24 protein-coding genes are annotated in these 25,665 nt (G+C 73.3%); 5 read left to right on the forward strand and 19 right to left on the reverse strand.

The features are described 5' to 3' along the window. The first annotated feature begins 1 nt into the window (after position 1). Entirely contained in the window at positions 2-1,657 is a 1,656-nt protein-coding gene (locus ABD665_RS15875; protein WP_204913580.1) for a DNA repair helicase XPB, read from the forward strand. Positions 1,658-1,808: 151 nt separating this feature from the next. Here the strand turns inward: ABD665_RS15875 and ABD665_RS15880 are convergent, their stop codons facing one another. Together ABD665_RS15880 and ABD665_RS15885 are read right to left on the reverse strand one after the other, a co-directional pair. Continuing rightward, on the reverse strand, positions 1,809-2,729 hold the full coding sequence (locus tag ABD665_RS15880; protein ID WP_204913581.1) for a type IV toxin-antitoxin system AbiEi family antitoxin domain-containing protein: 921 nt from the start codon (positions 2,727-2,729) through the stop codon (positions 1,809-1,811). Between the two features lie 296 nt (positions 2,730-3,025). Beyond that, complete coding sequence (locus ABD665_RS15885; protein ID WP_344742514.1) at positions 3,026-3,601, reverse strand: NUDIX hydrolase; 576 nt, start codon at positions 3,599-3,601, stop codon at positions 3,026-3,028. A gap of 196 nt (positions 3,602-3,797) precedes the next feature. Here ABD665_RS15885 and ABD665_RS15890 point away from each other — a divergent pair, with 196 nt between their 5' ends. Beyond that, positions 3,798-5,879, forward strand: coding sequence for a helicase domain-containing protein (locus ABD665_RS15890; RefSeq protein WP_204913583.1), 2,082 nt, complete (start codon positions 3,798-3,800; stop codon positions 5,877-5,879). 21 nt (positions 5,880-5,900) lie between these two features. Here ABD665_RS15890 and ABD665_RS15895 read toward each other — a convergent pair whose 3' ends face one another. The 11 genes from ABD665_RS15895 to ABD665_RS15945 all read right to left on the reverse strand — a co-directional run bounded on the left by ABD665_RS15895 (position 5,901) and on the right by ABD665_RS15945 (position 15,325). Beyond that, positions 5,901-6,422 (reverse strand): MarR family winged helix-turn-helix transcriptional regulator, encoded by a 522-nt coding sequence (locus ABD665_RS15895; protein WP_344742515.1) that lies wholly within the window; start codon positions 6,420-6,422, stop codon positions 5,901-5,903. An 81-nt stretch (positions 6,423-6,503) separates the two neighbouring features. After that, positions 6,504-8,015 (reverse strand): ATP-binding protein, encoded by a 1,512-nt coding sequence (locus ABD665_RS15900; RefSeq protein WP_344742516.1) that lies wholly within the window; start codon positions 8,013-8,015, stop codon positions 6,504-6,506. Positions 8,016-8,112: 97 nt separating this feature from the next. Beyond that, positions 8,113-9,897, reverse strand: coding sequence for an NAD(P)/FAD-dependent oxidoreductase (locus tag ABD665_RS15905; RefSeq protein ID WP_344742517.1), 1,785 nt, complete (start codon positions 9,895-9,897; stop codon positions 8,113-8,115). Continuing rightward, positions 9,894-10,124 (reverse strand): UBP-type zinc finger domain-containing protein, encoded by a 231-nt coding sequence (locus ABD665_RS15910; protein WP_344742518.1) that lies wholly within the window; start codon positions 10,122-10,124, stop codon positions 9,894-9,896. The genes ABD665_RS15905 and ABD665_RS15910 overlap by 4 nt, the downstream gene beginning before the upstream one ends. Positions 10,125-10,239: 115 nt before the next feature. After that, a complete protein-coding gene (locus tag ABD665_RS15915) occupies positions 10,240-10,509 on the reverse strand; it encodes a DUF4031 domain-containing protein (RefSeq protein WP_204913585.1) in 270 nt (89 codons plus the stop codon). Beyond that, entirely contained in the window at positions 10,506-11,261 is a 756-nt protein-coding gene (locus ABD665_RS15920; protein ID WP_204913586.1) for a copper homeostasis protein CutC, read from the reverse strand. Before ABD665_RS15920 ends, ABD665_RS15915 begins: the two co-directional genes overlap by 4 nt. Further along, on the reverse strand, positions 11,258-12,409 hold the full coding sequence (locus ABD665_RS15925) for a membrane dipeptidase (RefSeq protein ID WP_204913587.1): 1,152 nt from the start codon (positions 12,407-12,409) through the stop codon (positions 11,258-11,260). Before ABD665_RS15925 ends, ABD665_RS15920 begins: the two co-directional genes overlap by 4 nt. After that, entirely contained in the window at positions 12,409-13,128 is a 720-nt protein-coding gene (locus ABD665_RS15930; RefSeq protein ID WP_204913588.1) for a TetR/AcrR family transcriptional regulator C-terminal domain-containing protein, read from the reverse strand. Before ABD665_RS15930 ends, ABD665_RS15925 begins: the two co-directional genes overlap by 1 nt. Positions 13,129-13,260: 132 nt before the next feature. Further along, complete coding sequence (locus tag ABD665_RS15935) at positions 13,261-13,932, reverse strand: DUF3618 domain-containing protein (RefSeq protein WP_204913589.1); 672 nt, start codon at positions 13,930-13,932, stop codon at positions 13,261-13,263. Next, on the reverse strand, positions 13,929-14,378 hold the full coding sequence (locus tag ABD665_RS15940; RefSeq protein WP_204913590.1) for a phage holin family protein: 450 nt from the start codon (positions 14,376-14,378) through the stop codon (positions 13,929-13,931). Before ABD665_RS15940 ends, ABD665_RS15935 begins: the two co-directional genes overlap by 4 nt. Further along, entirely contained in the window at positions 14,375-15,325 is a 951-nt protein-coding gene (locus tag ABD665_RS15945; protein ID WP_204913591.1) for a hypothetical protein, read from the reverse strand. Before ABD665_RS15945 ends, ABD665_RS15940 begins: the two co-directional genes overlap by 4 nt. Positions 15,326-15,540: 215 nt before the next feature. Here ABD665_RS15945 and ABD665_RS15950 point away from each other — a divergent pair, with 215 nt between their 5' ends. Then, positions 15,541-16,413, forward strand: coding sequence for a DUF2382 domain-containing protein (locus tag ABD665_RS15950; RefSeq protein ID WP_204913592.1), 873 nt, complete (start codon positions 15,541-15,543; stop codon positions 16,411-16,413). A gap of 99 nt (positions 16,414-16,512) precedes the next feature. Further along, a complete protein-coding gene (locus tag ABD665_RS15955) occupies positions 16,513-17,832 on the forward strand; it encodes a hypothetical protein (RefSeq protein ID WP_204913593.1) in 1,320 nt (439 codons plus the stop codon). Between the two features lie 16 nt (positions 17,833-17,848). Here the strand turns inward: ABD665_RS15955 and ABD665_RS15960 are convergent, their stop codons facing one another. From ABD665_RS15960 to ABD665_RS15985, 6 genes are all read right to left on the reverse strand, one after another. Next, positions 17,849-18,874, reverse strand: coding sequence for a BadF/BadG/BcrA/BcrD ATPase family protein (locus tag ABD665_RS15960; RefSeq protein WP_204913594.1), 1,026 nt, complete (start codon positions 18,872-18,874; stop codon positions 17,849-17,851). Further along, entirely contained in the window at positions 18,871-20,049 is a 1,179-nt protein-coding gene (locus ABD665_RS15965; protein WP_204913595.1) for an SIS domain-containing protein, read from the reverse strand. The genes ABD665_RS15960 and ABD665_RS15965 overlap by 4 nt, the downstream gene beginning before the upstream one ends. Then, positions 20,046-21,443 carry a family 4 glycosyl hydrolase gene (locus ABD665_RS15970; RefSeq protein ID WP_204913596.1) on the reverse strand — a complete coding sequence of 466 codons (1,398 nt, stop codon included), beginning with the start codon at positions 21,441-21,443 and terminating at the stop codon, positions 20,046-20,048. The genes ABD665_RS15965 and ABD665_RS15970 overlap by 4 nt, the downstream gene beginning before the upstream one ends. A gap of 76 nt (positions 21,444-21,519) precedes the next feature. Next, positions 21,520-22,416: an ABC transporter permease subunit gene (locus ABD665_RS15975; RefSeq protein WP_204913597.1), complete on the reverse strand. Its 897-nt coding sequence runs from the start codon at positions 22,414-22,416 to the stop codon at positions 21,520-21,522. Further along, positions 22,413-23,354, reverse strand: a complete 942-nt coding sequence (locus tag ABD665_RS15980) for an ABC transporter permease subunit (protein WP_204913598.1) — start codon at positions 23,352-23,354, stop codon at positions 22,413-22,415. Before ABD665_RS15980 ends, ABD665_RS15975 begins: the two co-directional genes overlap by 4 nt. Next, on the reverse strand, positions 23,351-24,691 hold the full coding sequence (locus ABD665_RS15985; RefSeq protein WP_204913599.1) for an extracellular solute-binding protein: 1,341 nt from the start codon (positions 24,689-24,691) through the stop codon (positions 23,351-23,353). Before ABD665_RS15985 ends, ABD665_RS15980 begins: the two co-directional genes overlap by 4 nt. A gap of 205 nt (positions 24,692-24,896) precedes the next feature. Here ABD665_RS15985 and ABD665_RS15990 point away from each other — a divergent pair, with 205 nt between their 5' ends. Further along, positions 24,897-25,649 (forward strand): DeoR family transcriptional regulator, encoded by a 753-nt coding sequence (locus ABD665_RS15990; protein ID WP_204913600.1) that lies wholly within the window; start codon positions 24,897-24,899, stop codon positions 25,647-25,649. Positions 25,650-25,665 lie beyond the last annotated feature (16 nt).

Below are 25,665 nucleotides of genomic sequence, written 5' to 3' on the forward strand. Positions count from 1 at the left end.
GATGTCTGATTCCGCGCCCGGTCCGCTCGTCGTCCAGTCCGACAAGACCCTGCTCCTCGAGGTCGACCACCCCGCGGCCGAGGCCTGCCGCATCGCGATCGCCCCCTTCGCGGAGCTGGAGCGCGCCCCCGAGCACATCCACACCTACCGGCTGACGCCGCTGGGCCTGTGGAACGCGCGGGCCGCCGGCCACGACGCCGAGCAGGTCGTCGACACCCTCCTCACGTACAGCCGCTACCCCGTCCCGAACGGGCTCCTCGTCGATGTCGCCGACACGATGGACCGCTACGGCCGGCTGCGGATCGAGAAGCACCCCACGCACGGGCTGGTCCTCGTGACCACCGACCGCCCGGTGCTCACCGAGGTGCTGAAGTCGGCCAAGGTCAAGGGCCTGGTCGGCGCCCGCGTGGACGACGACACCGTCGTGGTCCACGCGAGCGAGCGCGGGCACCTCAAGCAGGTCCTGCTCAAGCTCGGCTGGCCGGCGGAGGACTTCGCCGGCTACGTCAACGGCGAGGCCCACGCGATCGACCTCGTGCAGGACGGCTGGGAGCTGCGGCCCTACCAGGCGCAGGCCGCCGAGTCCTTCTTCCACGGCGGGTCCGGGGTCGTCGTGCTTCCCTGCGGCGCGGGCAAGACGATCGTCGGCGCGGCCGCCATGGCCACCGCGAAGACGACCACGCTCATCCTCGTGACCAACACGGTCTCCGCCCGGCAGTGGCGCGACGAGCTCGTCAAGCGCACGAGCCTCACGCCGGAGGAGATCGGCGAGTACTCGGGCTCCAAGAAGGAGATCCGGCCGGTCACGATCGCGACCTACCAGGTCATCACCACCAAGCGGGGCGGCGTGCACCCTCACCTCGAGCTCTTCGGCGCCCGCGACTGGGGCCTCGTGCTCTACGACGAGGTCCACCTGCTCCCGGCGCCCGTGTTCCGCATGACGGCCGACCTGCAGGCCCGCCGCCGCCTCGGCCTCACCGCGACCCTCGTCCGCGAGGACGGCCGTGAGGGCGACGTCTTCTCCCTCATCGGGCCCAAGCGCTACGACGCGCCGTGGAAGGACATCGAGGCGCAGGGCTACATCGCGCCCGCCGACTGCGTCGAGGTCCGGGTGACGCTCAGCGAGGCCGAGCGGATGACGTACGCGGTCGCCGAGCCGGACGTCCGCTACCGCCTCGCGGCGACGGCCGACTCCAAGACCGACGTGGTCGTCGACCTCGTCCGCAAGCACACGGGCACGCCGACCCTGGTCATCGGCCAGTACGTCGATCAGCTCGAGGACCTCGCGCAGCGCCTCGACGCCGCGCTGATCACCGGCGACACCACGGTGCGCCAGCGCGAGCGGCTCTACGAGGCGTTCCGGTCGGGCGAGATCGACCTGCTCGTGGTCAGCAAGGTCGCGAACTTCTCGATCGACCTGCCGAGCGCCCAGGTCGCCATCCAGGTCTCCGGCGCCTTCGGCTCCCGGCAGGAGGAGGCGCAGCGCCTCGGCCGCCTGCTCCGGCCCAAGGCCGACGGCGTGATGGCCCGCTTCTACGCCGTCGTCAGCCGCGACACCGTCGACGCCGAGTTCGCCGCGCACCGCCAGCGCTTCCTGGCCGAGCAGGGCTACGCCTACACGATCATGGACGCCGACGACGCCCTGGCCGCCGACTGAGGCTCGTCCTCGAGCGCTGGGGTTCACGAGGCACGCTCTCGTTCTCTGCTCGGCACACCGTTGTCGCGTCGGCACACCCTGCACGGTGTGCCGACCACCGCACGGTGTGCGTCGGTCCCGGGTAGTCGACGACCCAGGTCGTCGGTCATGATCAGGCGGCCGCGGCGCGGGCGAACGCCCGTCGCAGACGCTCGGCGATGACCTCGGGGTGGGCCAGGTCCGCCCACACCCAGCGCACGACCTGCCAGCCGAGCTCGCGCAGCAGGTCCTCCCGCTGCTTCTCCCGGAACACCGCGTCGCCGCCGTCGTCGTCCTTCCCGAGAAGCCGGCCGTACTTGACCCGCCCGTCGAACTCGCCGATGGTCCGCAGCTCGGGCCAGGCGAAGTCCACCCGTCCGGCCAGACGCGCGCCGTTCAGGACCCGGTGCTGGAGGTCCTCCGGCATCAGCCCCAGGTCGGACAGCAGCACCCTGCTCACGGACTCGCCCACCGACTCCGAGCGACCGTCGGCGAACGCGACGACGCGGCGGGCGCGCTCCGAACCGCGGAGCCCCGCCGTACGGTCCAGCGCCTCCTCGAGCTCGAGAAGCGTGGCACCCAGCGCCAGAGCGCGGTCGGCGGCCGCGACGCCCTGCTCGAAGGGAAGGCTGCGAGCCAGGTCGACGACGGTTCGCGCCAGGTCGGTCGTCGGCCACCCCGCCACCTCGACGACCTCCCCGGGGTCCAGACGACAACCGTGGCGATGGACCTCCGTCCGCCGACGACCGCCACCCACCCGCGGCCGGGTGACGTGCACGTGGCTCACGGCCTCGGGCCACACGGGCAACCCCTGCTGCACCGCTGCCGACCCGTGGCTCAGCGTCCAGCCCGGCCCCAGCAGCGGCATCGTCGCCCGGAGGAGGAGCCGGTGCGCCTCCTCGCGCCCGACGGGCTCCTCGACCGGGCGGACGTACGCCCCGCGACGCAGGCGTACGAGGTCACCGGCTGAGCGCCTGCGGGCGAGCTGCGCATCGGAGTCGCCGCGGGCGACGAGGGCTGAGCGAAGAAGAACCTGCTGCTGCACGAGGACCACAGCACCACCGCCGGCGGGCGTGCACCAGGGAGACCTTGCTCGGCTGTGGACAGCCAGCGCCCTGCGGCTCGACCTGTGGAGAAACGGCTGGTGCAGACGGCACACCCTGTCCACGACGGCACACCGAATCCACATCGGCACACCCTGCAGGGTGTGCCGACCGCAGAACGGTGTGCCGGTGCAGGTTAGGTGGCCAGTGCGAGCTGGGTGTGCCGACCTCAGAGCCGTGTGCCGACGTCAGACAGGTGTGCCGACAGGGCGCGACGTCCGGGCAGCGCAGCCCGAGCGGAACCCGCTCAGGCCACGTCGGGAACCGTCGACTCCTCCTGGAACCCGAGCTCGACGGGCCAGCGGTCGGCCTGGTCGATCAGGAGCAGGATCTCCTCGAGCTCGCGCGGCCAGACCCACTCGTCGCTGCCGCGGAGGTCCTCCTTCGACCACCAGCGCCAGCCCTTGAAGGTGATCTGCTCGTCCGGCGTGTGGGCGGAGACGTCGACGTCGAAGGTGCCGACCTGGGCGAGGTAGAAGGCCTCGTCCTGCTCGATGACCTGGTCGCTGTAGCCGTGCACGACGTGGCGGCGGGCGACGGGGCCGAGCAGCGTCGCGGGGTCGAGGTCGAAGCCGGTCTCCTCGCGCACCTCGCGCACGGCCGCCTCGGTCTCGCTCTCCCCCGGGTCGATCCCGCCGCCGGGGGTCACCCACCAGCGGACGTCGACGAGGCCGGGGTCGCTGTCCTCGAACAGCAGCGTCCCCCCGTCGGGGTTGAGGAGCAGCACCCGTACGGTGCGGCGCGTCGCCCGGGGACGGTTGGCCGGGTTCTCGACGGGCGAGAAGGAACGGGTCCGGACGGGCGGCTGGGCTGGCTCGGTCACCCGTCCACGATAGGAACGCGGACCGCGGCCCTGTCCCCGGGGGGCCTCCCCGCCCCGACCCGCACCGAGCTCGTCACCGAGCCCACGCCGCCCGCGCACCGCCCGTCCACGCCAAACCCCTGGACGAAGGGCGCCCGGACCCCTAACGTGGCCCCTCGCCCCTGCACGCCCACCGATCGAGGATCGGAGCTCCCGCATGCCCACCGCGCCGGCCGACCACCCCCCTGATACCGCCCTCGCGACCGAGCAGGAGCACCTGCGCGAGTCGCGCTCCGCCCTCGGCCGCATGCGCGCCGCGACCGCCGGTCTGACCGCCCACGGCGCCGACCGCATCGCGACCGAGAAGCTCAAGGAGGTCCTGCACCGGCGCATGCTCTCGCTGCAGGACGACCCGACCGTCCCGCTCTTCTTCGGCCGCCTCGACTACGACCGGGACCTCGGCGCCGAGCACGACGAGACCCTCTACGTCGGGCGCCGCCACATCACCGGCGAGGCCGGCGGCGAGCCGCTCGTCATCGACTGGCGCGCCGGCATGGCGCTGCCCTTCTACCGCGCCCGTCCGGCCGACCCCATGCACGTGCGCCGACGGCGTCGCTTCGGCTTCTCCCACGGATCGCTGACCGCGTACGAGGACGAGGACCTCGTCGACGCGCCCGCGGCCGAGGGACCGGGCTCGACGATCCTGCAGGCGGAGATCGAGCGTCCGCGCACCGGACCGATGCGCGACATCGTCGCCACCATCCAGCCCGAGCAGGACGTCATCGTCCGGGCCGGACTCGACCAGTCCGTCTGCGTGCAGGGCGCCCCCGGCACGGGCAAGACCGCCGTCGGGCTGCACCGCGCCGCCTACCTGCTCTACGCGCACCGCGAGCAGCTGTCCCGCTCCGGCGTGCTCGTCGTCGGCCCGAACGCCAGCTTCCTGTCCTACATCGGCGACGTGCTCCCCGCCCTCGGCGAGATCGACGCCGCGCAGGCCACCGTCGAGTCGCTGCTCGCCGACGCCACCGGCCTCGAGGTGCGCGCCACCGAACCCGCCGTCCGCGCCCGGCTCAAGGGCGACGCCCGGCTCGCCGAGGTGGTCCGGCGCGCGGTCTGGGGCCACGTCACCCCGGCCACGCAGACGCTGGTGCTGCCGCGCGGGATCCACCAGTGGCGGGTGCCCGCGTACGTCGTCGACGAGGTCGTGGCCGAGCTGCGCGACCGGGCCGTCCGCTACGAGGCGGGCCGGACGATGCTCGCCCAGCGGCTGGCGCACCGGGTGCTGCTGCGGATGGAGGCGGCGGGCGACTCCCCCGACGACCGGGTGCAGGCCGCGGTCGCCCGCAGCCGCGAGGTCAGGGCGTACGTGGGCGCGCTGTGGCCGGCGCTCGACCCCGGCCGGCTGGTGCTGCGGCTGCTGACGGACGCCGCGTTCCTGGCCACGGCCGCCGAGGGGATCCTCGACGCCGACGAGCAGCGCGAGCTGCAGGCGGGTCGGCCGGGGAAGACGCCGAGGTCGGCCCGCTGGACGCTCGCCGACCTCGCGCTCGTCGACGAGGCGAACGACGTCCTGAACCGGACGCCGAGCCTCGGCCACGTCGTGCTCGACGAGGCGCAGGACCTGTCGCCGATGATGCTGCGGGCCGTGGGGCGGCGCGCCAGCACCGGGTCCATGACGGTCCTCGGCGACCTCGCGCAGGCGACCACCCCCTGGTCCGTCGGCTCCTGGGAGGAGTCGCTGGACCACCTCGGCCAGCCGGGGGCGGTCGTCACCGAGCTGGTCGAGGGCTTCCGCGTGCCCGGCCAGGTGATCGACTACGCCGCCCGGCTGCTGCCGGTCATCGCGCCGACCCTGACCCCGCCGTACTCGGTGCGGCGGTCGGCCGGCGAGCTGGACCTGCGACGTACGGGCGACCCGCTCGACGGCACCGTCGCGGCGGTCCGGGAGGTCCTGGGCCGGGCGGGCACGGTCGGTGTGGTGGTCGCGGACCTGCAGGTCGGTGACGTCGCCGCCGCGCTGGGCGCCGCCGGGGTCGCGTACGACCTGCTCGGCGAGGGGCCCCGCGACTTCGACGTCGACGGGGACGTCGCGGAGCGCCGGCGCGTGGAGCTGGTGCCGGCCTCGCTGGTCAAGGGGCTGGAGTTCGACCACGTCGTGCTGCTCGAGCCCGCCCACCTCGTCGACGGGGAGGCGGACGAGCTGACCGGGCTGCGCCGGCTCTACGTCTGCCTGACGCGTGCCGTCACCACGCTCGTGGTCGTGCACGCGGCCGACCTGCCGCTCGCCCTCGCCGCCTGAACCCGGCCGGGCGCACGGTCCTCAGGCCGAGCGGGCCTCGTGCGTGGAGCTCCGCAGGCGCTCGTCGAGCGCGTGCAGCAGGCCGACGAGCTCGGCCATCTCCACACGGTCCAGGCCGGTGGCGTCGCACATCTCGGGGGTCACGCCGGAGGCCCGCTCCTGCAGCTTGCGACCCGCTCGGGTCAGCCCGATGATCACGAGCCGCTCGTCGGCCTTGTCGCGCGCCCGGCTGATCAGCCCCATCGTCTCGAGCCGCTTCAGCAGCGGCGAGAGGGTGCTGGACTCCAGCGACAGGCGCTCGCCGATCCGCCCGACGGGCACGGACGGCTCCTCCCACAGCAGCATCATCACGAGGTACTGCGGGTAGGTCAGCCCGAACTCGTCCAGGGCGACGCGGTAGCGCGCCGTCATCGAGCGCGACGCCGTGTAGAGCGCCAGGCAGAGGTGGTCGTCGAGGGTGAGCCCGGCGACGTCGTCAGGGGACATCAGCGGCGCGGGCGCGGGCGCGCCGGGTCGCTCGATCTCCTGCGTGAGCACGTCCATGCGCCTCAGGCTAGCCCGCGCGGGGGCCCGGGCCGCCCGACCGTCCACCCAATCCGGTGGCACGTGCACTAACCCGGCAGGTCAGCCCGCGGTGCGGAGACGCTCCGGGGTGACGAGCGGGAGACGCACCTGGAAACGGGTGTCGCCCGGCACGGACTCCACGCGGAGGTCGCCGCCGTGGCGCTGCGCGACGACGCGGTAGGAGATGTCGAGGCCGAGGCCCGTGCCCTCGCCGACCGGCTTGGTCGTGAAGAACGGCTCGAAGATCCGCTCCTGCAGGTCCTTCGGGATGCCCGTCCCCGTGTCGCCGATCTCGATCAGCACGTCGTCCGGCTCCAGCCGGGTGCGGATGGTCAGCGTGCCGCCGTCGGGCATCGCCTGGACGGCGTTGTCGATGAGGTTCGTCCAGACCTGGTTGAGCTCGGCCGGGAAGGCCGGGACCCGCGGCAGGCCCTCGGCCAGGTCCTTGACCAGGGTGATGTTCCCCGGCGCGGTGATCTTGTGCTTGAGCATCATGATCGTGCTCTTGAGGCCCTCGTGCACGTCGATGTCGGCGTGCGTCGCCCGGTCCATCTGCGAGTACTGCTTGGCCGCACCGACCAGGGTCGAGATGCGGGTGGTGGCGTCCTCGATCTCGTTCATCAGCTGCTCGGTGTCGAGCGCGTACGCCACCCAGTGGACCGCGTCGCTGAGGATGTCGGGCGAGACGCCCTCGGCCAGCTCGTCGAGCCAGGCCACGTCCGCGCCCGCCGCGACGAGCACGGGGGCCACGTCCCAGCTGCCCTGCACGTCGTGGTCGTCGAGCCAGTCGCCCAGCTCGTCCTCGGCCTCGGACGTCTCCATCGGGCTGAGCTCGCGGGTGATCTTGGCCATCCGCTCGACGGCCGCCTCCTGCAGGTCGACCATCGCCGCGAACTCCCGGCCGTCGATGTCGGCAGACGCGAGGTGGCTGAGCTTGCCGCGCATCTTGCTGACCCGCTCGCGCAGGCTCGCGGTGGCGCGCACGGCCGCGGAGGCGGGGTTGTTCAGCTCGTGGGTCAGGCCGGCGGCCAGCCGTCCGAGGGACAGCAGCCGCTCGCGCTGGCCGACGACGAGCTGGCTGTTGCGCATGCCGGTGGCGAGGCCCTCGAGCATGTGGATGGCCATCGGGAACCACACGCGGATCTTGTCGCCCCACAGGGCGGCGTCGATGACCCAGAACGTGGAGTCGCTGACCGCAACGAGGCTGTTGGCGTAGCGGTGGCCGGCCTCGGCCTTGACGAACGCGGCCGTCGCGCCCGCGTACACGCCGCGGTGGTCGGTCCGGTTGACCTCGACGTTCGTGCCCTCGACCCAGCGGCGCATCGCGACGCAGCCCTCGACCAGCACGAAGAAGCAGGTCGCCGGGTCGCCCTCGGTGTAGACCGCCTCGCCCTCGGCACGGGTCTCGACGAACCCGTTCTGGCTGAGCCACTCCAGCTGGGCCGGCTCGAGCGCCTCGAAGAGGAAGAGCGTCCTCAGCTCGTCGGGCGTCAGCCGGCGCTCGCCGCCCCCGCCGTCCTGCTGCTGCGCCGTTCGCGTCTGCGCCGTCTGGTCCGTCACCGTGTCAGTCACCGTGTCTCCTTCGTCCCGCACAACGTGGGCAGGACGCTCCTGCTTCCCATGGTGCCCCCGGTGGTGCCTCTGCGTGCGCCGAGCCGCCACCCGGGGCTCACTGCTCGGCCAGGTAGCGGTGCACGAGCGTCACGGCGAGGGCCCCTTCGCCGACCGCCGAGGCGACCCGCTTGACCGAGTCGGCGCGGGCGTCGCCGGCCACGAAGACGCCCGGCAGGCTCGACTCGAGCAGGTACGGGTCGCGCTGCAGGTCCCAGCCGTCCGGCCGGCGGCCCTCGACCAGCAGCTCGGGCCCGGTCACGACGAACCCCCGCGGGTCGCGCACGACCTCGCCGTCGAGCCAGTCGGTCAGCGGGGCCGCACCGATGAAGACGAACAGGTGCTCGGCGTCGATGACGTCACGCTGCCCGGTCGTCTTGTCGAACAGGGTCACCGCGCTCAGGTGCTCCTCGCCCTCGACCTTCTCGACCTGGGTGCAGGTGCGGACGTCGATGTTGTCGCGGGCCTCGACCTGCTCGATGAGGTAGCTGGACATCGACTTGGTCAGCGAGTCGCCGCGCACGACGAGCGTCACCCGGGAGGCGTGCGTGGAGAAGAACACGGCCGCCTGACCCGCCGAGTTCGCGCCGCCGACGATGACGACGTGCTGGTCGGCGCACGCGGCGGCCTCGGTCGACGCCGAGCCGTAGTAGATCCCCCGGCCCAGCAGGTCGTCGGCGCCCTCGGCGTCGAGCTGGCGGTAGGACACCCCGGTCGCCAGCACCACCGTGTGGGCCAGCAGGGTCTCGCCGTCGTCGAAGGTGATCTCGCGCGCCGGGCCCTTGGCCTTGAGCCCGACCACCGACCGCGCCGTCAGCAGCTCGGCCCCGAGGCGGACGGCCTGGCGCCGCGCGCGGTCGGTCAGCTGCGCCCCCGCGACCCCGTCGGGGAAGCCGAGGTAGTTCTCGATCCGGGAGCTCTGGCCCGCCTGCCCGCCGGCGGCGGAGCGCTCCAGCACGACGGTCTTCAGCCCCTCCGACGCCGCGTACACGGCGGCGCCGAGCCCGGCCGGCCCGCTGCCGACGATGACGACGTCGTAGAAGTCGCCGCGCGGGGTGGTGTCGAGCCCGACCGCGTTCGCCAGGTCGGTCAGGTTCGGCCGCGTCAGCGCCTCGCCCGCCGTGGTGACGACGACGGGCACGTCCGCGGGACCCTTGCCGGCCGCGGCCAGCAGCCGAGCCCCGTCCGGGTCCTCGACGTTGTACCAGCGGTACGGCACGAGGTTGCGGGCCAGGAAGTCGCGGACCTCGTACGACTCCGGCGACCACGGGTGGCCGAGGATCTTCGTCTTGTGCTCCGGCGCCCGGCCCTCGCGCTTCCAGCTCGTGAGCATGTCGTCGATGACCGGGTAGAGCTTCTCCTCCGGCGGCTCCCACGGCTTGAGCAGGTAGTGGTCGACGTCGACGACGTTGATGGCCGCGATCGCGGCGCTGGTGTCGGCGTACGCGGTCAGCAGCGCCCGGCGGGCCTGCGGCACGAGGTCCATGGCCGACTCGAGGAACTCGACGCCGTTCATCTGCGGCATCCGGTAGTCGGCCAGCAGCACGGCCACCTGCTCGCCGCGCAGCACGACCTCCTTGATCACGTCGAGCGCGGCGGAGCCGGTCTCGGCGCGCACCACGCGGTACTCCTCGGCGTAGCGCCGGCGGAGGTCGCGGGCGACGGCACGGGAGACGCTCGGGTCGTCGTCGACGGTCAGGATGACCGGCTTGGCGTCGCGCGGGGCCTCCCCGTCGCGGCGGGGACGGCGCTCGGGCCGGGTCCCCGTGGTGGGGGCACCGTCGGTTCCCCGGCTCGGTCCGCTGGTCAGGTCGGTGTTGGTCAGCGGGGCGGGCTCGGTCACGCGGACTCCTTGTCGATGAAGCACCAGCGCCAGGACTCGCCGGGCTCGGCCGAGGTCATGACCTCGTGCCCGGTGGTCGCGAAGTGGCGCGTGGCGTGCTGGTTGAGCGAGTCGTCGCAGCAGGCCACATGGTCGCAGGTCAGGCAGCGGCGCAGGGTCACCCACTGGTCGCCGGTGAACGCGCAGTCGGCGCAGTAGGGCTCGAAGCCGGCGGGGAGCGGGGTCAACGGCTGTGCCTCGAGGTGGGCGCAGGGCAAAGGTGGTCCTCTCGTCGGACCCATCTTGCTCCGCACGGGTGACGGGAAGGTGACAGGTTTCGCGACCGGCGTAGCCCGCGGTGGTTCAGGGGGCCAGCCGGGAGCGCTTCCGGCGCCGCAGGCCCGCGGCCCGGAGCGCCACGACGATCTCGCGGGAGGTGACCGGCCGTGCGCCGGCGGCGAGCGCGGCGGCGTAGCGGTCCTCGACCAGGTCGTAGTGGTCGCCGTCGAACGCCCGGGGCGGCAGCCCCAGCCGGGCGGCGAAGGCGTGCACCTCGGCGTACGAGGTGTCGCTCGCCAGGTGCGACCAGAGGCGTCCGTGCGCGGGCCAGGTCGGGAGGTCGACCAGGATCAACGCGACCCGTCCTTCGCCCCCGCCGGCAGGCTGTCGAGCAGCGCGCGCCAGGTGCCGACGAGGTCCGCGTCCACGTACGCCTTCCACGACCCGAGCGGGCGGACCTGCGTGGAGACCTGGAACATGCCCACGCCGGCCCGCGCCAGCCAGGGCACGTGCTCCGCGTTGAGCCCGCCGGCGGCCATGATCAGCCGCCGTGCGGCCGGGTCCGCCTCCGCGCGGGCGACCAGCTCGTCGAGGCCCTCGGCCACGCCGCGCGCCGAGCCCGCGGTCGCCACGGCGTCCAGGCCCGGCAGGTGGGGCAGCTCGCGCCAGGCCCGGTCGGTGGAGATGCAGGAGTCGACCGCCCGGGAGAAGGTCCAGGTCAGCCCGTCACCGTCGGGCTCGCCACCGTGGCCCGGGCCCAGCAGCTCGGCGACGACCTCGAGGTCGATCTCCGTCAGCGCGTTGAGGAAGCCGAGCACCACCCCGTCCGCACCGGCCGAGCGGTAGGAGGAGAGCAGCCCGTGCAGGTGCGCGACCTCGCCGCCGTCGGTCCCGTAGCCCTCCCGGAGGCGGAGCAGCGGGCGTACGGGCAGGGTCGTCGCGGCGCGGACCTGCTCCACGAGCGCCGGGGCCGGGGACAGGGCGCCCGCCTCGCGTCCGGTGCCCGGCAACGGGTCGCCGACCAGGCTCACGCGGTCGGCCCCGCCCGCCTCGGCGCGCTGGGCATCCGGGGCGTGGGTCACGACGACCTCCAGCAGCCCGCTCACGAGGGAGTTCCGTCCAGCAGCCCGATGGACGCGAGCGACGGACCCCGTACGGCCTGCAGCCCGGTCGCCACGGCCTCCGCCTCCCGGAGCACGCGCGTCACGTTGCCGTGGGCCAGCGCGGCGAGCTCGGCGTCGGACCAGCCGCGGTCGCGCAGGGCGGTCAGCAGGGCCGGGTAGCGGGAGACGTCCTCGAGCCCGACCGGGGTCGCCGTCGTGCCGTCGAAGTCGCCGCCGAGCCCGACGTGGGCGACGCCAGCGACCTCGCGCACGTGCTCGACGTGGGCGACCACGTCGGCGAGGGTCGCGGGCGGGCAGGGCCGCGGGTAGGCGTCGGAGAAGGCGTCCAGCGCCTCCAGGTCGCGCGGGTCCACGCCGGCCGCCACCGTGGCCTCGTGCACCTCGGCGGCCCAGCGGGCGGCGCCCGGGCTGACGAACCGGGGCACGAAGGTCACCATGCACACCCCGCCGTTGTCGGGGAGCCGCTCGAGGACGTCGTCGGGGACGTTCCGGGGGTGGTCGGCCACGGCGCGGGCGCTCGAGTGGCTGAAGACGACGGGCGCCGCGGTGACGTCGAGCGCGTGGTGCATCGTCGTGGCGGCGACGTGGGAGAGGTCGACGAGCATCCCGAGCCGGTTGAGCTCGGCGACGACCTCGCGCCCGAACCGGGTGAGCCCACCGTGCCGGGGGACGTCGGTCGCGGAGTCCGCCCAGTCCGTGTTCGCGTTGTGGGTGAGGGTCAGGTAGCGGACGCCCAGCCGGTGCAGGTCGCGCAGCACGCCGAGGGAGTTGTCGATGCTGTGCCCGCCCTCGGCCCCGAGCAGGCTGGCGACCCGGCCGGAGGCGAGCGCCGCGTCGAGCCAGTCGGCGTCCGTCACGAGCGCGAGGTCGTCGGGGTGGCGCTCGACCAGGAGGTGCACGGCGTCGACCTGCTCGAGCGTGGCGGTCACCGCCGCCGCGCCGCGGTGGCTGCAGGGGACGAAGACCGACCAGAACTGCCCGCCCACCCCGCCGGCGCGCAGCCGGGGCAGGTCGGTCTGGAGCTGCGGCTGGGGCTTCGCGACGTCGACCAGGTCGAGGTCGTACCCGTTCTGCCGCAGCGCCCAGGGCAGGTCGTTGTGCCCGTCCACCACGAGCGGCAGCGCGCCCACTACTGCGCCAGCGCCATCTCGAGCCGGTCGAGCAGGGTCTCCAGGCCGATCTCGAACTCCTCCTCGCTGTGGTCCTCGCTGAGCAGGGAGCGGAGCCGGACGACGGTGGGGTTGGCGGCGGTGTCGGCCTCGGCGTCGGTGGTGCTGACGCTCGCACCTCCCTCGTCGAGCGCGTCCTCCGCCGGGCCCGTCTCCGCGCCCCGGGCCGCGGACTCCAGGAGCAGCTGGCCGAGCAGGAAGCTGGTGAAGGCCCGGTACGTCCCCACCGCCTGGACGTCGCTGAAGCCGTGCGCGAGCAGCGTGGACAGGAACTGCTCGACCAGCTCGAGGCTGCGCAGCGGGGGCCGCAGCCAGGGGGCCGAGGGGTGCCGCGTCGCCACCAGCGGGAAGGCCGCCGGGTGCTCGACGGCGATCCGGCGGATCGCGTGCGCGAGCGACTGCAGGTAGCCCTGCCACGTGTCGGCGATGGTCTGGTCGAGGTCCTGGCGGAAGTTCTCGAGCAGCATGGCGACGACGGCCTCGAGGAGGTCCTCCCGGCCGGAGACGTAGCGGTAGAGCGACATCGCCTCGACGCCCAGGTCCTGGCCCAGCCCGCGCATGGTCAGGCTGTGCGGGCCGCGGGCGTCGATGGCGCGGAGAGCGGCGCGGACGATCACGTCCCGGTCCAGCCCCTTCGTGGGTCGCCCGGTCGGCGTCCTCAGGGCCTCGACCTCGGTCACGCGCTGCCTCCAGTTGTCGGGTCGAACTCCCGCCGACGATAGCCGCTGCGCCATGGCCTGCCCCGTACGCGCGCAGGGCGGGCGCCCCGGGGTCGACCCGGTGCGCCCGCCCTGCCGGGACGTGACGTGGTGCTACGAGCTCTGGCGAGCCTGCTGCGCCTGGTCGCGGACCTCGCCCGCGGCCGAGGTGCTCTCGTCGCGGACGTCCTGCTGGGCGCTCTGCGCGGTGCCCTTGACCTCCTGGGCCGACTGCTGGCCCTGGTCCTTGACGTTCTGCGCGGCCTGGGTCGCGGTGTCCTTGAGGGACGCCGCGGCCTGCTGCGCCGGCTCCTTCAGGTTCCCGGCAACCTCCTTGGCGGCCTCCTGGACCTTCTGCGTCAGGGGCTCGGCACGGTCCTTGAGCTCGACGGCCGCCTGGCGCTCGCGCTGCGAGGCCGGGATGAGCGACGACACGAGCAGACCGGCGCCGAAGGCCACGAGACCCGCACCGAGCGGGTTGCCCTGGCTCTTGCGCTTGATGTTCGCGGGCACGTCGGAGACGGAACCCTGCGCGTTGCCGGCCGCGCCGCGGACGTTGTCCGCCGCACCGTGCACGCTGTCCGACGCGTCGGAGGCGACGCCCATGATCTTGTCCTTCAGGTCGGTGCCCTTGTCCTTGATCGAGCCCTTGACGTTCTCGACCTGGCGACGGGCGATGTTCTTCGGGTTGGCCTGGTCGGCCAGCGCGTCCACATCGCCGCTGAGGTTGGCGCGGGTGCGCTCGATCTCGCGACGGATCTCTTCGGGGTCGCTGCTCGTGGTCATCGGTTGTCCTCTTCCTTGCCTTTGACTGCATTCGGGATCTTGCCCAGGGTGTCCGTGGTCGTCGGCAGCCCGCGCACGCGCTTGAGCTCCTTGCGCCCGACGGACAGGAGGATCGCGGCGATGATCGCCCAGACCACGGCCACGATCAGCGCGGCCCAGCCGCGGCCCGTGTAGTTGCCGATCGCCCACCACAGGGAGACCGAGAGGAAGAGCAGGACGAAGAAGCCGCCGATCCCGGCGCCGACCAGCAGGCCGACACCCTTCCCGAGCTGGCTCGTGCTCTGCTTGACCTCGGCCTTGGCGAGCGCCACCTCCTGCTGCATGAGGGTGCTCAGGTCGCGGGTGACGTTCCCCAGGCGCTCCCCGAGCGAGACGTCCTCGGCCTGGCCCTGCGGCGCAGCGGTGTAGCCGTGCGTCGGGTCCGGCTCGGTCCAGCCAGTGCTCACCGGGACCCACCCGTCCAGGTCTGCGGCGCGGGGCTCTCCGGCAGGTCGCCCGCGACGTAGCCCGAGGTGTAACCGGTGGTGGGCGTCGTCGGCTCGTAGCCGGTCTGCTCGTAGCCGGTGGTCCCGTAGGCGGTGGTGGTGGTCGGGGTCCCGACCGGCGCGGCGTAGTCCGGCCCGGTAACGGCCGGCGTGCCGGTCGTGCTCGTCACCTGCTGGGCGTCGTGCTCGTCCTTCTTCTCGGCGGCCAGGCTGCGGGTCACACGACCCACGACCACACCGGCGACGAGCGAGGCGCCCAGGAAGGTCCACGGACGACGGCGCGCGAAGCGCGTGACCTCGTCGAGGACGTCGGACGGCTCGTGGTCGGAGAGCCACTTGGAGAGCTCGCCGCCCGTTCGGGCACCACGGTGCGCGAGGTCCGCGAGCGGGCCGGTGCCGTCCGAACCACCGGACGCCATCGTGCCGAGCTCGTCGGCGAGCGAGTGCACGTACTCGGCGAGGCGGTTCTGCGAGGTGCCGACCTGCGAGGTCAGCTCCGTGCGGCCCTGGCCGACGATGTCCTTGAGCGAGCCGACGGCCTCGTCCTTGACCTGCACGGCCTCGTCCTTGGCGACGGCGGCGACCTGCTGGCCCTGCTCGACGGCGGTGTCCTTGACCTGGCCGGCCGACTCCTTGGCCGTGTCGGCGACGCGACGGCCCTGGTCGGCCGCGGTGTCCTTCACGTCGGAGGCGCTGGTGCCGGCCTGGCTGCCCGTGCTGGTCTGGCTGCTCGACCCGGTCTCGGGGAGCGGTGCGTACAGGTCCTCGGTCGGGGCGACGTAGGTCTCCTGGTAGGAGGCCGCGGTGCCGGGCGCTGCCTCGGTACCGACCTCCTCGTAGACGGTCGCCGGGTCCTGGCCCACTCCGCGACCGACGCCCTCAGCAGGCTCGTACGGCGAGTGCGACATATGGATCTCCTCACTGTTCCGGGAGCCGGTCTGTGCCCGACTTCCCTGCTGCCTGTTACCCGGACGGTCACGTCCCAGACACCCCAGGGGGTGGTTGGGCGGGAACACCCTGGGGTAGCCCTTAGTGCGTAAGTGGCTCCCCACCAGCAAGAACATTGGAGCCTTACGCTGTAAGGGAAGGACCCGCGAACGCGGGCCCGGAGGAAAGGAAGTACATGAGCATCAGCACCGAACAGCTCCGCTCGCTGCCCGACTTCGACGGCAACGTCGTCGCTCCGGACGGCAGCAAGATCGGCTCCATCGGGCAGGTCTACCTGGACGACGAGACGGGGAACCCGAGCTGGGTGACCGCGAGGACGGGCCTCTTCGGCACCGGTCAGTCCTTCGTCCCGCTGGAGGGCGCGAGCCTCCAGGGCCGCAACATCCAGGTCGCCTTCGACGAGCACAAGGTCAAGGGCGCCCCGCGCGTGGACGACGACGGCGCGCTCTCCCCGCAGGAGGAGGACGAGCTCTACGGCTACTACGGCCTCGGCTCCCAGGGCACCGCGGTCAGCGGCACCACCTCGGAGCGCGACGCGGTCACGGGCACGACGGGGACCGCGACCACCGGCACGACGGGGACCACCGGCACCGCCGGGACCACGGGCGCCGGTCGTGACGACGTCGACCAGGTCGGGCACGACACCTCGGGCCCGACCACGGACGACGCCATGACGCGCTCGGAGGAGCGCCTGCAGGTCGGCACGCAGACCCGCGAGTCGGGCCGCGCCCGGCTGCGCAAGTACGTCGTCACCGAGAACGTGACGCAGACCGTGCCGGTCAGCCACGAAGAGGTCCGGATCGAGCGCGAGCCGATCACCGACGCGAACGTCGGCCAGGCCACCTCGGGCCCGTCCATCTCCGAGGAGGAGCACGAGGTGGTCCTGCACGAGGAGCGCCCCGTCGTCGCCAAGGAGACCGTCCCCGTCGAGCGCGTGCGCCTCGACAAGGAGACCGTCACCGACCAGGAGACGGTGTCCGAGGACGTCCGCAAGGAGCAGATCGACACGGACGTCGACGCCGACGTGCGCGACCCGCGCCGCAGCTGAACCCCGGCTGAACCGCCGGACGGCCGGGTGCGTCCGCGCACCCGGCCCTCAGGCCCCGCCGCCGGTCCCGGCCCCTCGGACCGCGCCTACGATCACGGGGTGGCGACCAGGCTGCGTACGGCCGCCGTCGCGCTGACCGCTGCCCTGGTGACCCTCGGCGCCTGCAGCTGGGGCCCCGAGGAGCCCGGCCTCTTCACCACCCCGGAACCGGTACCCGCGCCGACGACCCCGACCGCGACGGCCCCCGCCGTGCCGGCGCCCACCGACCCGCGGCTGCCGGTCGTCGGCGAGGACCTCTGGACCACCGCCGACGGCAACGGCGTCACGGTCCGCTTCGCGGTGCACGCCGTCCGGCGCACGGCCGCGGCGACCGTCCTCGACTGGTCGGTGACCCCGCTCGTCGCTCCCGGTCGCGCGCCCGGGACGCCCGTGCCCTCGGGCACCGACCTCGGGCTCGAGCGCACGCTCGCCGGCCAGCAGAACCTGACCCTCCTCGACACCCGCGCCGGGCGGGCGTACCGGCCGATCGCGAACGTCTCCCCCGAGCTCTTCAGCCGCTGCCTGTGCACCCCGCTGTTCGCCGTGCTCCCGCAGCTGCGGTTCGGCGAGACGCGCGTCCTGCAGCTGGCGTTCCCCGCGCTGCCCGCCGCCACCACGCGCGTGGACGTCGCCCTCCCGAACCTCGCCCTCGTCTCGGGCGTCCCCGTGACGCCGATCGGCGAGGTGCCGCTCGCGCGGCGGCCGGTCGACCTCACCCGTCCGGCGGTCGAGGGCAACGCGGTCACGGGTGCGAAGCTCTACGCCGCCCATGACGGCAGCGGCGACCTGCAGACCGTGGTCGTCAACCGCGTCGTCGCGTCGCCGCGTCTCACCTCGATCGTGTGGACGCTCTACTCGGTGGAGAACCAGGACCTGCGCACACGCGCCGTCCCACCCGTGTCCGCACGCCTGCCCGACGGTGTCCGAGTCGTCACCGAGGTCCCGGCCAGCGGCCCGCGGCTGCGTGTGGCGGGTGGCCCGCCCGCGACCGGCGTCCGGTGGACGACGGCCGAGCTCGCGGGGCTGCCGACGTACGAGTGCCTGTGCTCGGGCCTCGGCCTGTGGTCCCGGGGGCTGCGGGTCAGCGGCGGTTCCGCGCACCTGACCACCCAGGTCGGCCCGCTGCCGCGCGGGACGCGGCACGTCGACGTGCTGTTCCCGGGCCTGGACGCCTTCACCGACGTGCGGGTCACGCAGGTGGACGACGTCGCCGCCCTGGCGACCGGGCCCGGCACCGGGGACACCTGGACGTACGCGACCACCGACCCGCCCCGCGGCTGGACCACGCAGCAGTGGCCGACCCCGCTCCCGACCGACGACCAGGTCGCCGACTACACCAGCCGGCCCGAGCGGATCCTCGCCGCGCTCCCCCGCCGCTGACCACACCCGGGAACGCTCAGGACGGGGCGGGCCCGGCGGCCGAGGCCTCGAGGCGCGCGAGCGCGTCGGGGGTGAGCGGTGCGCCGACCTCGCGGGCGGCGTAGAGGGCGGCACCGACGACGGGGCTGAAGCGGGAGGGCCGGAGGTCGAACTCGCCGACGTCGGCGAGCGCCGTGGCGAAGGCGTCGCGGACGGCCGCGGACCCGAACACGCCGCCGGAGCAGGCGACCGGCACGACCTCGCCGACCCCGAAGGCGAGGCGGTCCGCCGCGACCCGGACCAGGCGCACCAGCTCGGCCACCGCGTCGTCGACGATCGCCGTCGCGACGGGGTCGCCCTGCTCGGCCGCCTCGACGACGACGGGGGCGAGGGCGGCGATGGTGCGGCGGTCCCCCTGCCACGTCTCGTGCACGAGGCTGACCAGGTCGAGCGGCCCGTCCAGCTGCAGCCGTGCGTCCAGGAGCGCGTGCAGGGGCCCGACCGGCGCGCGGCCGTCGGTCATCTGCGTCCACGCCTGCAGCCCGCGGACCGCGAGCCAGTACGCGGAACCCTCGTCCCCGACGAGCTCGCCCCAGCCGCCGACGCGGGCGCGGCGGCCGTCGTGCTCGCCGTAGCTGATCGACCCGGTCCCGCTCACGACGTTCACCCCGGGGGCGAGGGCCAGCGAGCCGGCCCACCCGCAGACCATGTCGTTGTCGCAGCGGTAGCGGTCGTGCCCGAGGACCGCGGCGGGGATCGCGTCGATCTCGGGCAGGTCCTTCGACGCCTCCCCGTACGCGGGCAGGCCGAAGAAGGCGCCGTCGACCGCCGAGACCGGCAGGCCGGCGTCTGCGCAGACGGCGGGCACGGCCGCGCCCAGGACCTCCGCGACGAGACCCGGGCCGACGTCCTGCCCGGCGCCCAGGTAGTAGCAGCTCGGGGCGTCCCGCCGGGCCAGCAGCCGGCCGTCGCCCGACACCAGGCAGAGCGCCGTCTTGGTGCCGCCGCCGTCGACGCCGAGGTAGACCCCCGGCCCGCTGCCGGCGCCCGTCGGGAGGCTCACGCCGGGTACGGGTGAACGCTCACCCCGCGCACCACCCGGTTGACCTCGCCGGAGGGGAACGGGTTGTCCGGGGTCAGCCCGCGGGCGATCGAGCTCCGCAGCGCGAACAGCTGGGCGAAGACGGCGTAGACGACGGCGACCTGCACGTCGTTCAGGCCCTCCAGCCCCTCGGCCTGCCAGGTCCAGCCGGCACCCTCGCCGACCCCGGGCGGCAGGGGCCGGCTGCTGAGGACGACCACCTGCCGGGGGTCGAGGTCGCGGGTGAGCTCGGCGACGATGTCGTCGTCGTACTGGGCGGTGTAGTCGTCGGTCGAGCGGAGGACGACGACCAGGGTGTCGTCGGTGAGCATCGCCTTCGGCCCGTGCCGGAAGCCGAGCGGGCTGTCGTGCTGCCCGACGACGCCGCCGGCGGTGAGCTCGAGCAGCTTGAGCGCCGCCTCCTGCGCCAGCCCGGCCAGCGGCCCGCTGCCGAGGTACGCCACCCGCGTGAAGGTCCCCTCCCCGAGGGCCGCGACCTCCCCGGCGGCGGCCAGCAGCGCCTCGGCGCCCCGGGCGAGCCGCTCGATGACGTCGTTCGCCGGCGTCGTCCCGGTGAGCGCGAACCAGCAGCCGAGGACCATCGAGGTGAAGCTCGAGGTCATGGCGAACCCGGCGTCGTGCGAGTCCGGCGGCATCAGCAGCACGAAGGCGCGGTCGTCGTCGGCGTACGCGCGGGCCAGGTCGCTGTCGCCGTTGCAGCACACGACCAGGTGCCGGACCGAGGTCAGCAGCTGGTCGGCGAGGGCCGCCGCCGCGACGCTCTCCGGGCTGTTCCCGGACCGGGCGAACGACACCAGCAGGGTGGGGGCGTCCTCCACGAACACGGCGCCGGGCCCGCTGACGATCGTGGTGGTCGCGACGGGGTCGACCCGGCGGCGCATCGTCTCGGCCAGGGCCGGGGCGAGCAGGGTCCCGGCGAACGCCGAGGTGCCGGCGCCCGTCAGCACGATGCGGAGGTCGGGCCGGGCGAGCAGCGGGCGGAGGAACTCCTCGAGCGCCCCGGAACGTGCCTCGAGGCCCTCCGCGAGCTCGCGCCAGACGCGCGGCTGCTGGGCGATCTCGGCGGCGGTCGCCGAGTCGCCCCAGCCCTCGCCCCCGGGTCCGGTCTGGTCCATCACGGTCTCCTGCGTGCTCATGCGGCCTCCGTCGCTCGGTCGTCGCCGGGTGCGGCGAACGCGTTCAGGGTCCGACCGTGCGCCCGGACCGCGTCGTCCAGGATCCGGCGTGCGACGTCGGGGCTGGGCACCAGGGGGTCCAGGGCCAGCGCCTGCACGGCGAGCGCGCGGTCGCCCCGCAGCGCCGCCTGGACGGTCAGCTCCTGCTGCTCCGCCCGGGCGGTGAGCACGGCGGCGATCGCCGGCGGCAGCGGGCCGACGGCGAGCCCGGTCACGCCGCGACCGCCGACCAGGGCGGGCACCTCCACCACGGCCTCGGGGGGCAGGTTGGGGATCGCGCCCGCGTTCGGCAGGTTCACGGCGAGCTCGACGTGCTCGCGCCCGGTGACCAGCGCCTCGGCGATCGACACGAGCCGCTCGGCCTCCTGGTCGTCCCCGTCCCCGTCGACCGGCGCCGCCGGCAGCCGGCCGTCGGCCTGGTCGTGCAGCCGCTGCCAGAGGTCGGACTTCTGCTCGATGTAGCGGATCGTGTCGTCGCGGCCGCCCTGCAGGCCCCAGGGCAGCCGGTCCTCGTCCACCCCGGCGCCGTCGGTGCTGCGCAGGTACCAGCCGAAGAACTCGGCGACGTGCCGGTCGCCCGGCGCCGGGTAGCGGCCGAAGGTGCGGAAGAGGTCGGCCGAGACGGCCAGGTGCACGCCCTCGGTCGAGGTGCCGGGGGCGTCGCGCCCGCCGGCCCGGTCCGCGACGAGCGCCGCCAGCCGCGGGTAGAGGTCCTCGGCGCCGAGCCGGTAGTCCAGCAGCCAGCAGAGGTGGTTCAGCCCCGCGAACGTGGCGTGCACCTCGCCCGCACGGTCCGCCAGCCCGAGGTCGGCGTTGAGCTTGGCCAGGGTGTGCGCCGTGCCGTGGCACAGCCCGATCGTGGGGACGCCGGTCTCCGCGGTCACCGCCCGGACGTTGGCCGTGAGCGGGTTGCTGTAGTTCACGAGCTGCGCCTCGGGGGCGAGGTCGGCCACGTCGCGGGCGATGGCGACCAGCTCGGGGACGTGCCGCAGCGCGCGGAGCACGCCACCCGGTCCGACGCTGTCGCCGACGGTCTGCGCGATGCCGTACCGCGCCGGCACCTCGAGGTCCAGGCGCCAGCCCTCCGCCGCGCCGACCGCGATCGTCGTGGTGACGATCCGGGCGCCAGGCAGGGCCTCACGCCGGTCGGTGTGCGGGACGAACGTCAGGTCGGCGCCGGCGGCCTCCGCCATACGTCGGCCCACCCGGGCCATCACCTCGGCGGCCTCGGCGTTCAGGTCGACCAGGTGCACGGTCCAGCCCTCGAAGGTCCCGTTGCCGACCAGGTCCCGCATCAGCCCGGGGGTGAAGACGGTGCTCCCCGCACCGATCAGCACGATCGATCTGCTGCTCACAAGCCCACTCTCCTCGTTCGTGTCCTGCGCGCCCTGCGCACGGGCCGGCGGCACTCGGCCGCGGAGCTCCGGCGGCTCACTTGCTGCTGCCCGCCAGCAGCCCGTTGACGATGTAGCGGTTGAAGGTCAGGGCCAGCGCGGCCGGCACGATGATCGCGAGCACGCCTGCCGCGTTCAGCAGGGTCGAGGGCACGACGTGGCGGCCCTGCAGGGCGGCGATGACCACGGTCAGCGGCTGGGTCGAGAGGTCGCTCGACAGCACGAGCGGGAAGAGGAACTGGCCCCAGGCGAAGAGGAACGTGATCAGCGCGGTCGAGATGATCCCCGGCACGGCCAGCGGGAGCAGCAGGTGCCGCAGCACCTGCAGCCGGCTGGCCCCGTCGATCAGCCCCGCCTCCTCGATCCCCTGCGGGATGGAGGCGAAGTAGTTGTGCAGCACCCACGTCGCCAGCGGTAGGAAGCCGGAGACGTAGACGAGCACGATGCCGGTGTAGGTGTTGACCAGACCGAAGAGGCTCATGATCCGGTAGAGCGGGATCAGCGTCGTGTACGGCGGGAAGGCCATGGTCGCCAGGACCGCGTAGAAGAAGACGTTCCGGCCGCGGAACTGCAGCCGTGCGAAGGCGTACGCGGCGAGGGTGGCCAGCAGGACCGTGACGATGGTCGCGGCCCCGCACTCGACGACGATGTTGAGCGCCGAGCGCCGGATCTGCGCGGGCACGTCGCTGTCGGCGGTGAGCAGGTTGGCGTAGTTCTTCAGCGTGGGGCTGAGCGGCACGTACTGGGTGTCGGTCGAGCGTGCGTCCGCCTCGGTCTGCAGGCTCGTCTTGACCGCCCAGTAGATCGGGACGATCGACCAGAGCACGGCGAGGACGAGCCCGATCGTGCGGCCCGTCCCGAGCCGGCCCGGACGACGCCGCTGCCGACGACCGGTCGGGCGGACCACGGCGGGACCTGCGAGGACGGCGGTCACAGCTCGACCTTCCGGTAGACGGCCTTCACGATGATCAACGAGCCGACCAGCGTGAGGACCGTGATCATCAGGCTGAGGGCGTAGCCCTGCCCGAAGTCGAGGTTCTGGAAGCTGACGAAGTAGGTCTGCATCGTCACGGTCGCCCCGGTCGAGGCCGCACCGTTCAGGACGTACGGCTGGTCGAACACGTTGAGCGTCGCGACCAGCGCCTGCACCATGCAGACCGCGATGCCGGGCCGGGCGAGCGGGAGCGTGATCGAGCGGAGCACGCCCCACCGGCTGCAGCCGTCGATCTGCGCGGCCTCGTACAGCTCGTCGGGGATCAGCTGCAGCGCGGCCAGCACGAGCAGCACGGACAGCGGGGTGATCTGCCAGACCTGGACGAGCTCGATGAGGAAGATCGTCAGCAGCCGGTCCTGCCCGAGCAGCAGGTGGTCGCCCCCGACCCCGAGATCGCCGAGCACGCTCGACACGAGGCCCGCGTTCGGGTCGAAGATGCCGCTCCAGAGGATGCCCTCGACCACCCCGGGCAGCGCCCACGGCAGGATCAGGACGGCGATCACGAAGCTCCGCCCCCGGAACGGCCGCTGCAGCAGCACGGCCATGGCCACGCCGAGCACGGTCGACAGCGCCACGCCGATGACGACGTACAGCAGCGTGTTGGCCATGCTGCTGCGGATCGCGTCGTCGGCGAGGAGGTTCCGGAAGTTCGCCAGGCCCGAGAAGCGCGTGGGCGGGTCGAGCGCGTTCACCGTGAAGAACGACTGCACGATCGTGAACACGGCCGGGACCAGGGCGAGGCCGGCGATGAAGAGCAGCACCGGCGCGACGAGGACGTACGCCAGGGGTCCCGAGCGCGAGGGCCGGTGGCGGCGCCGTGCTGACGGCTCCGCCCCGGGCACCTCGGGCCGGGTGACCTCCGCGAGGCCCGCGCTCACTGCCCGCCGGCCAGCTTGGTCGCGGTGTCGCCCATCGCCTTGATGGCGTCGTCGACGCTCATCGACCCCGTGGCCGCCGCGTGCAGGTTGGTGTAGACCGCGTTCGAGAACTGCGGGTACCAGGTCGGGGCGCCGCCGGGGAAGACCGGCTTGGATCCGGACAGCATCTCCTCGAGCTCCTTGCCGTAGACGAGGTTGCCCGTGGTCGTCATCTTCTCGACGGCCGACAGCCGAGACGGGATCGGGAAGGCGGTGAAGGCCTTCTCCGGGCCGTTCACGCCGGCGAAGTCGACCTGCTGGGACTCGGAGGTGAACCAGTCGATGAACTTCGCGGCGGCCTGGGGGTACTTGGCCTCCTTGGGGATGCCGACGCCGTCCGGGTTGCTGAGGTTGGCCACCGGGCCGGTCACGCCGGGGGTCTTCAGGTAGCGGACCTGGCCCTTGACCGACGACTGCTCGGGCACGTCGTAGAGCGTGCCGACCGTGCCGGAGTAGTCGGAGAAGATGCTCGCGACCTCGCCCTTGGCCATCAGCGTCTGCTGGCCCTGGCTGTCGCTCACGTTGATGTTGCCGGGCGGCACGAGGCCGTTCTTCATCGCGTCGACCATCCACTGCGCGGCCTTGTATCCGCCCGAGGACGGGTCCGTGAACTGCGGCTTGCCCGACTCGTCGAGCACCGTGCCACCGAACGCGGCGGTGGTCTCGTACCAGTAGGTCGAGAGCCCCTCGGCCGCGGCGAAGGGGATGTTCAGGGGGTGCTCGACGTCGCCCTTGGCCTTCACCTTCGTCAGCGCGTCGGTGTACTCGGTCATCGTCGTCGGCTCCTTCGTCACGCCCGCGGCGTCGAAGAGCTTCTTGTTGTAGGTCGTGACCATGAACGAGGCGTCGTACGGGATGCCGACGACCTTGCCGTCGCTGGTGAAGGAGGCCAGCTGGGGCATGTCGGCCTTCATCGCCTCGACGTCGAGGTAGTCGCCCATCGGGTAGAACCAGCCGAGCTTGCCCAGCTGGCCGACCCGGGACCAGTCGACGTCCGTCGCGTCCGCGAAGTAGGTCTTGGCCGTCGCGGCGGCGCTGATCTTGGTCTGCAGGCTGTCCCAGTCGATGTTCACCCAGTTGACCGTGATGCCGGTCTGCTTGGTGAAGTCGTCGAGCGCCGCCTTGGGGGGCGGGTCGGCGGCCAGCGCGACCGTGATGGTCACGCCGCTGGTCTGGGTCGAGCCGCCGCCCGCCTGCCCGCCTCCGCCTCCGCCGCAGCCCGCGAGCAGCAGCGCCGCGGTGCCCAGCCCTGCGACGAGCCGCAGGGCCCCCCGTGCCGATCGGCCGCTTGTGGTCATGTCACGCCTCCGTTGTCTGGTCCGGACGAGCTGTGCTGATGCCTGCGCGGTCGTGAGCAAGTGCACCCCCGCTGCGCGTTCGTGTCCCTGAACCAAGCATTTGGGGACCCCGAGGTCAACAGTTCGGCGCAAATGCGCAGCGAAGTGATCACTTGCTCAGAGCGGCTGTTACGAGTGTGCCCATCGGGGTTGCTATGGTCCGGGGGTGCAGCGCGCGCAGCGGCTCAACGCGATCCTCGAGCAGGTCGGCGTCTCCGGCAGGGTCGACGTGGGCGGCCTGGCCGCCGAGCTGGGCGTGTCCGGGGCCACGGTCCGCCGCGACCTGCAGGCGCTGAGCCGCAGCCAGCTGCTCGTCCGGACGCACGGCGGGGCCGTCTCCCAGCAGTCCGACGCCGAGGTGCCCGCCGGGGTGAAGGCCGTGCTGCGGCAGCCGGAGAAGCGCCGCATCGCCCGCGCCGCCGAGGGCCTGGTCGGCGAGGGTTCGGTCGTCGGGCTCACCGGGGGCTCCACCACGCTCGAGCTCGCCCGCGTGCTGCTGGAGCGGCGCGGGCTGACCGTCGTCACGAACTCGCTCGACGTCGCCTCCGAGCTCGCCGGCAAGCCCGGCATCCGCCTGGTGATGATCGGCGGCATCGTGCGCCGCTCACGGGAGCTCGTTGGCCCGGCGGCGGAGACGATGCTCGCCAACTACCACCTCGACCTCGCCGTCATCGGCGTCGACGGCCTGTCCGCCGAGGGCTGCACGACCTACGACGAGATGGAGGCCACCACGGACGCGGCGTTCCTCCAGCAGGCCCGGCGGCGCCTGGTCGTCGCCGACAGCTCCAAGATCGGCAAGGTCACGTTCGCCCGGATCAGCCCGCTCTCCGGCATCACCGACCTGATCACCGACCGCGCCGCCCCTCCCGACGCCCTCGACCCCATCCGTCAGGCCGGCGTCCGCGTGATCACCGTCTGACCAGGGGTCCCCGCCG

Origin of the sequence: Microlunatus spumicola (assembly GCF_039536445.1) — a bacterium.
GTDB classification, from domain to species: Bacteria; Actinomycetota; Actinomycetes; order Propionibacteriales; family Propionibacteriaceae; genus Microlunatus; species Microlunatus spumicola.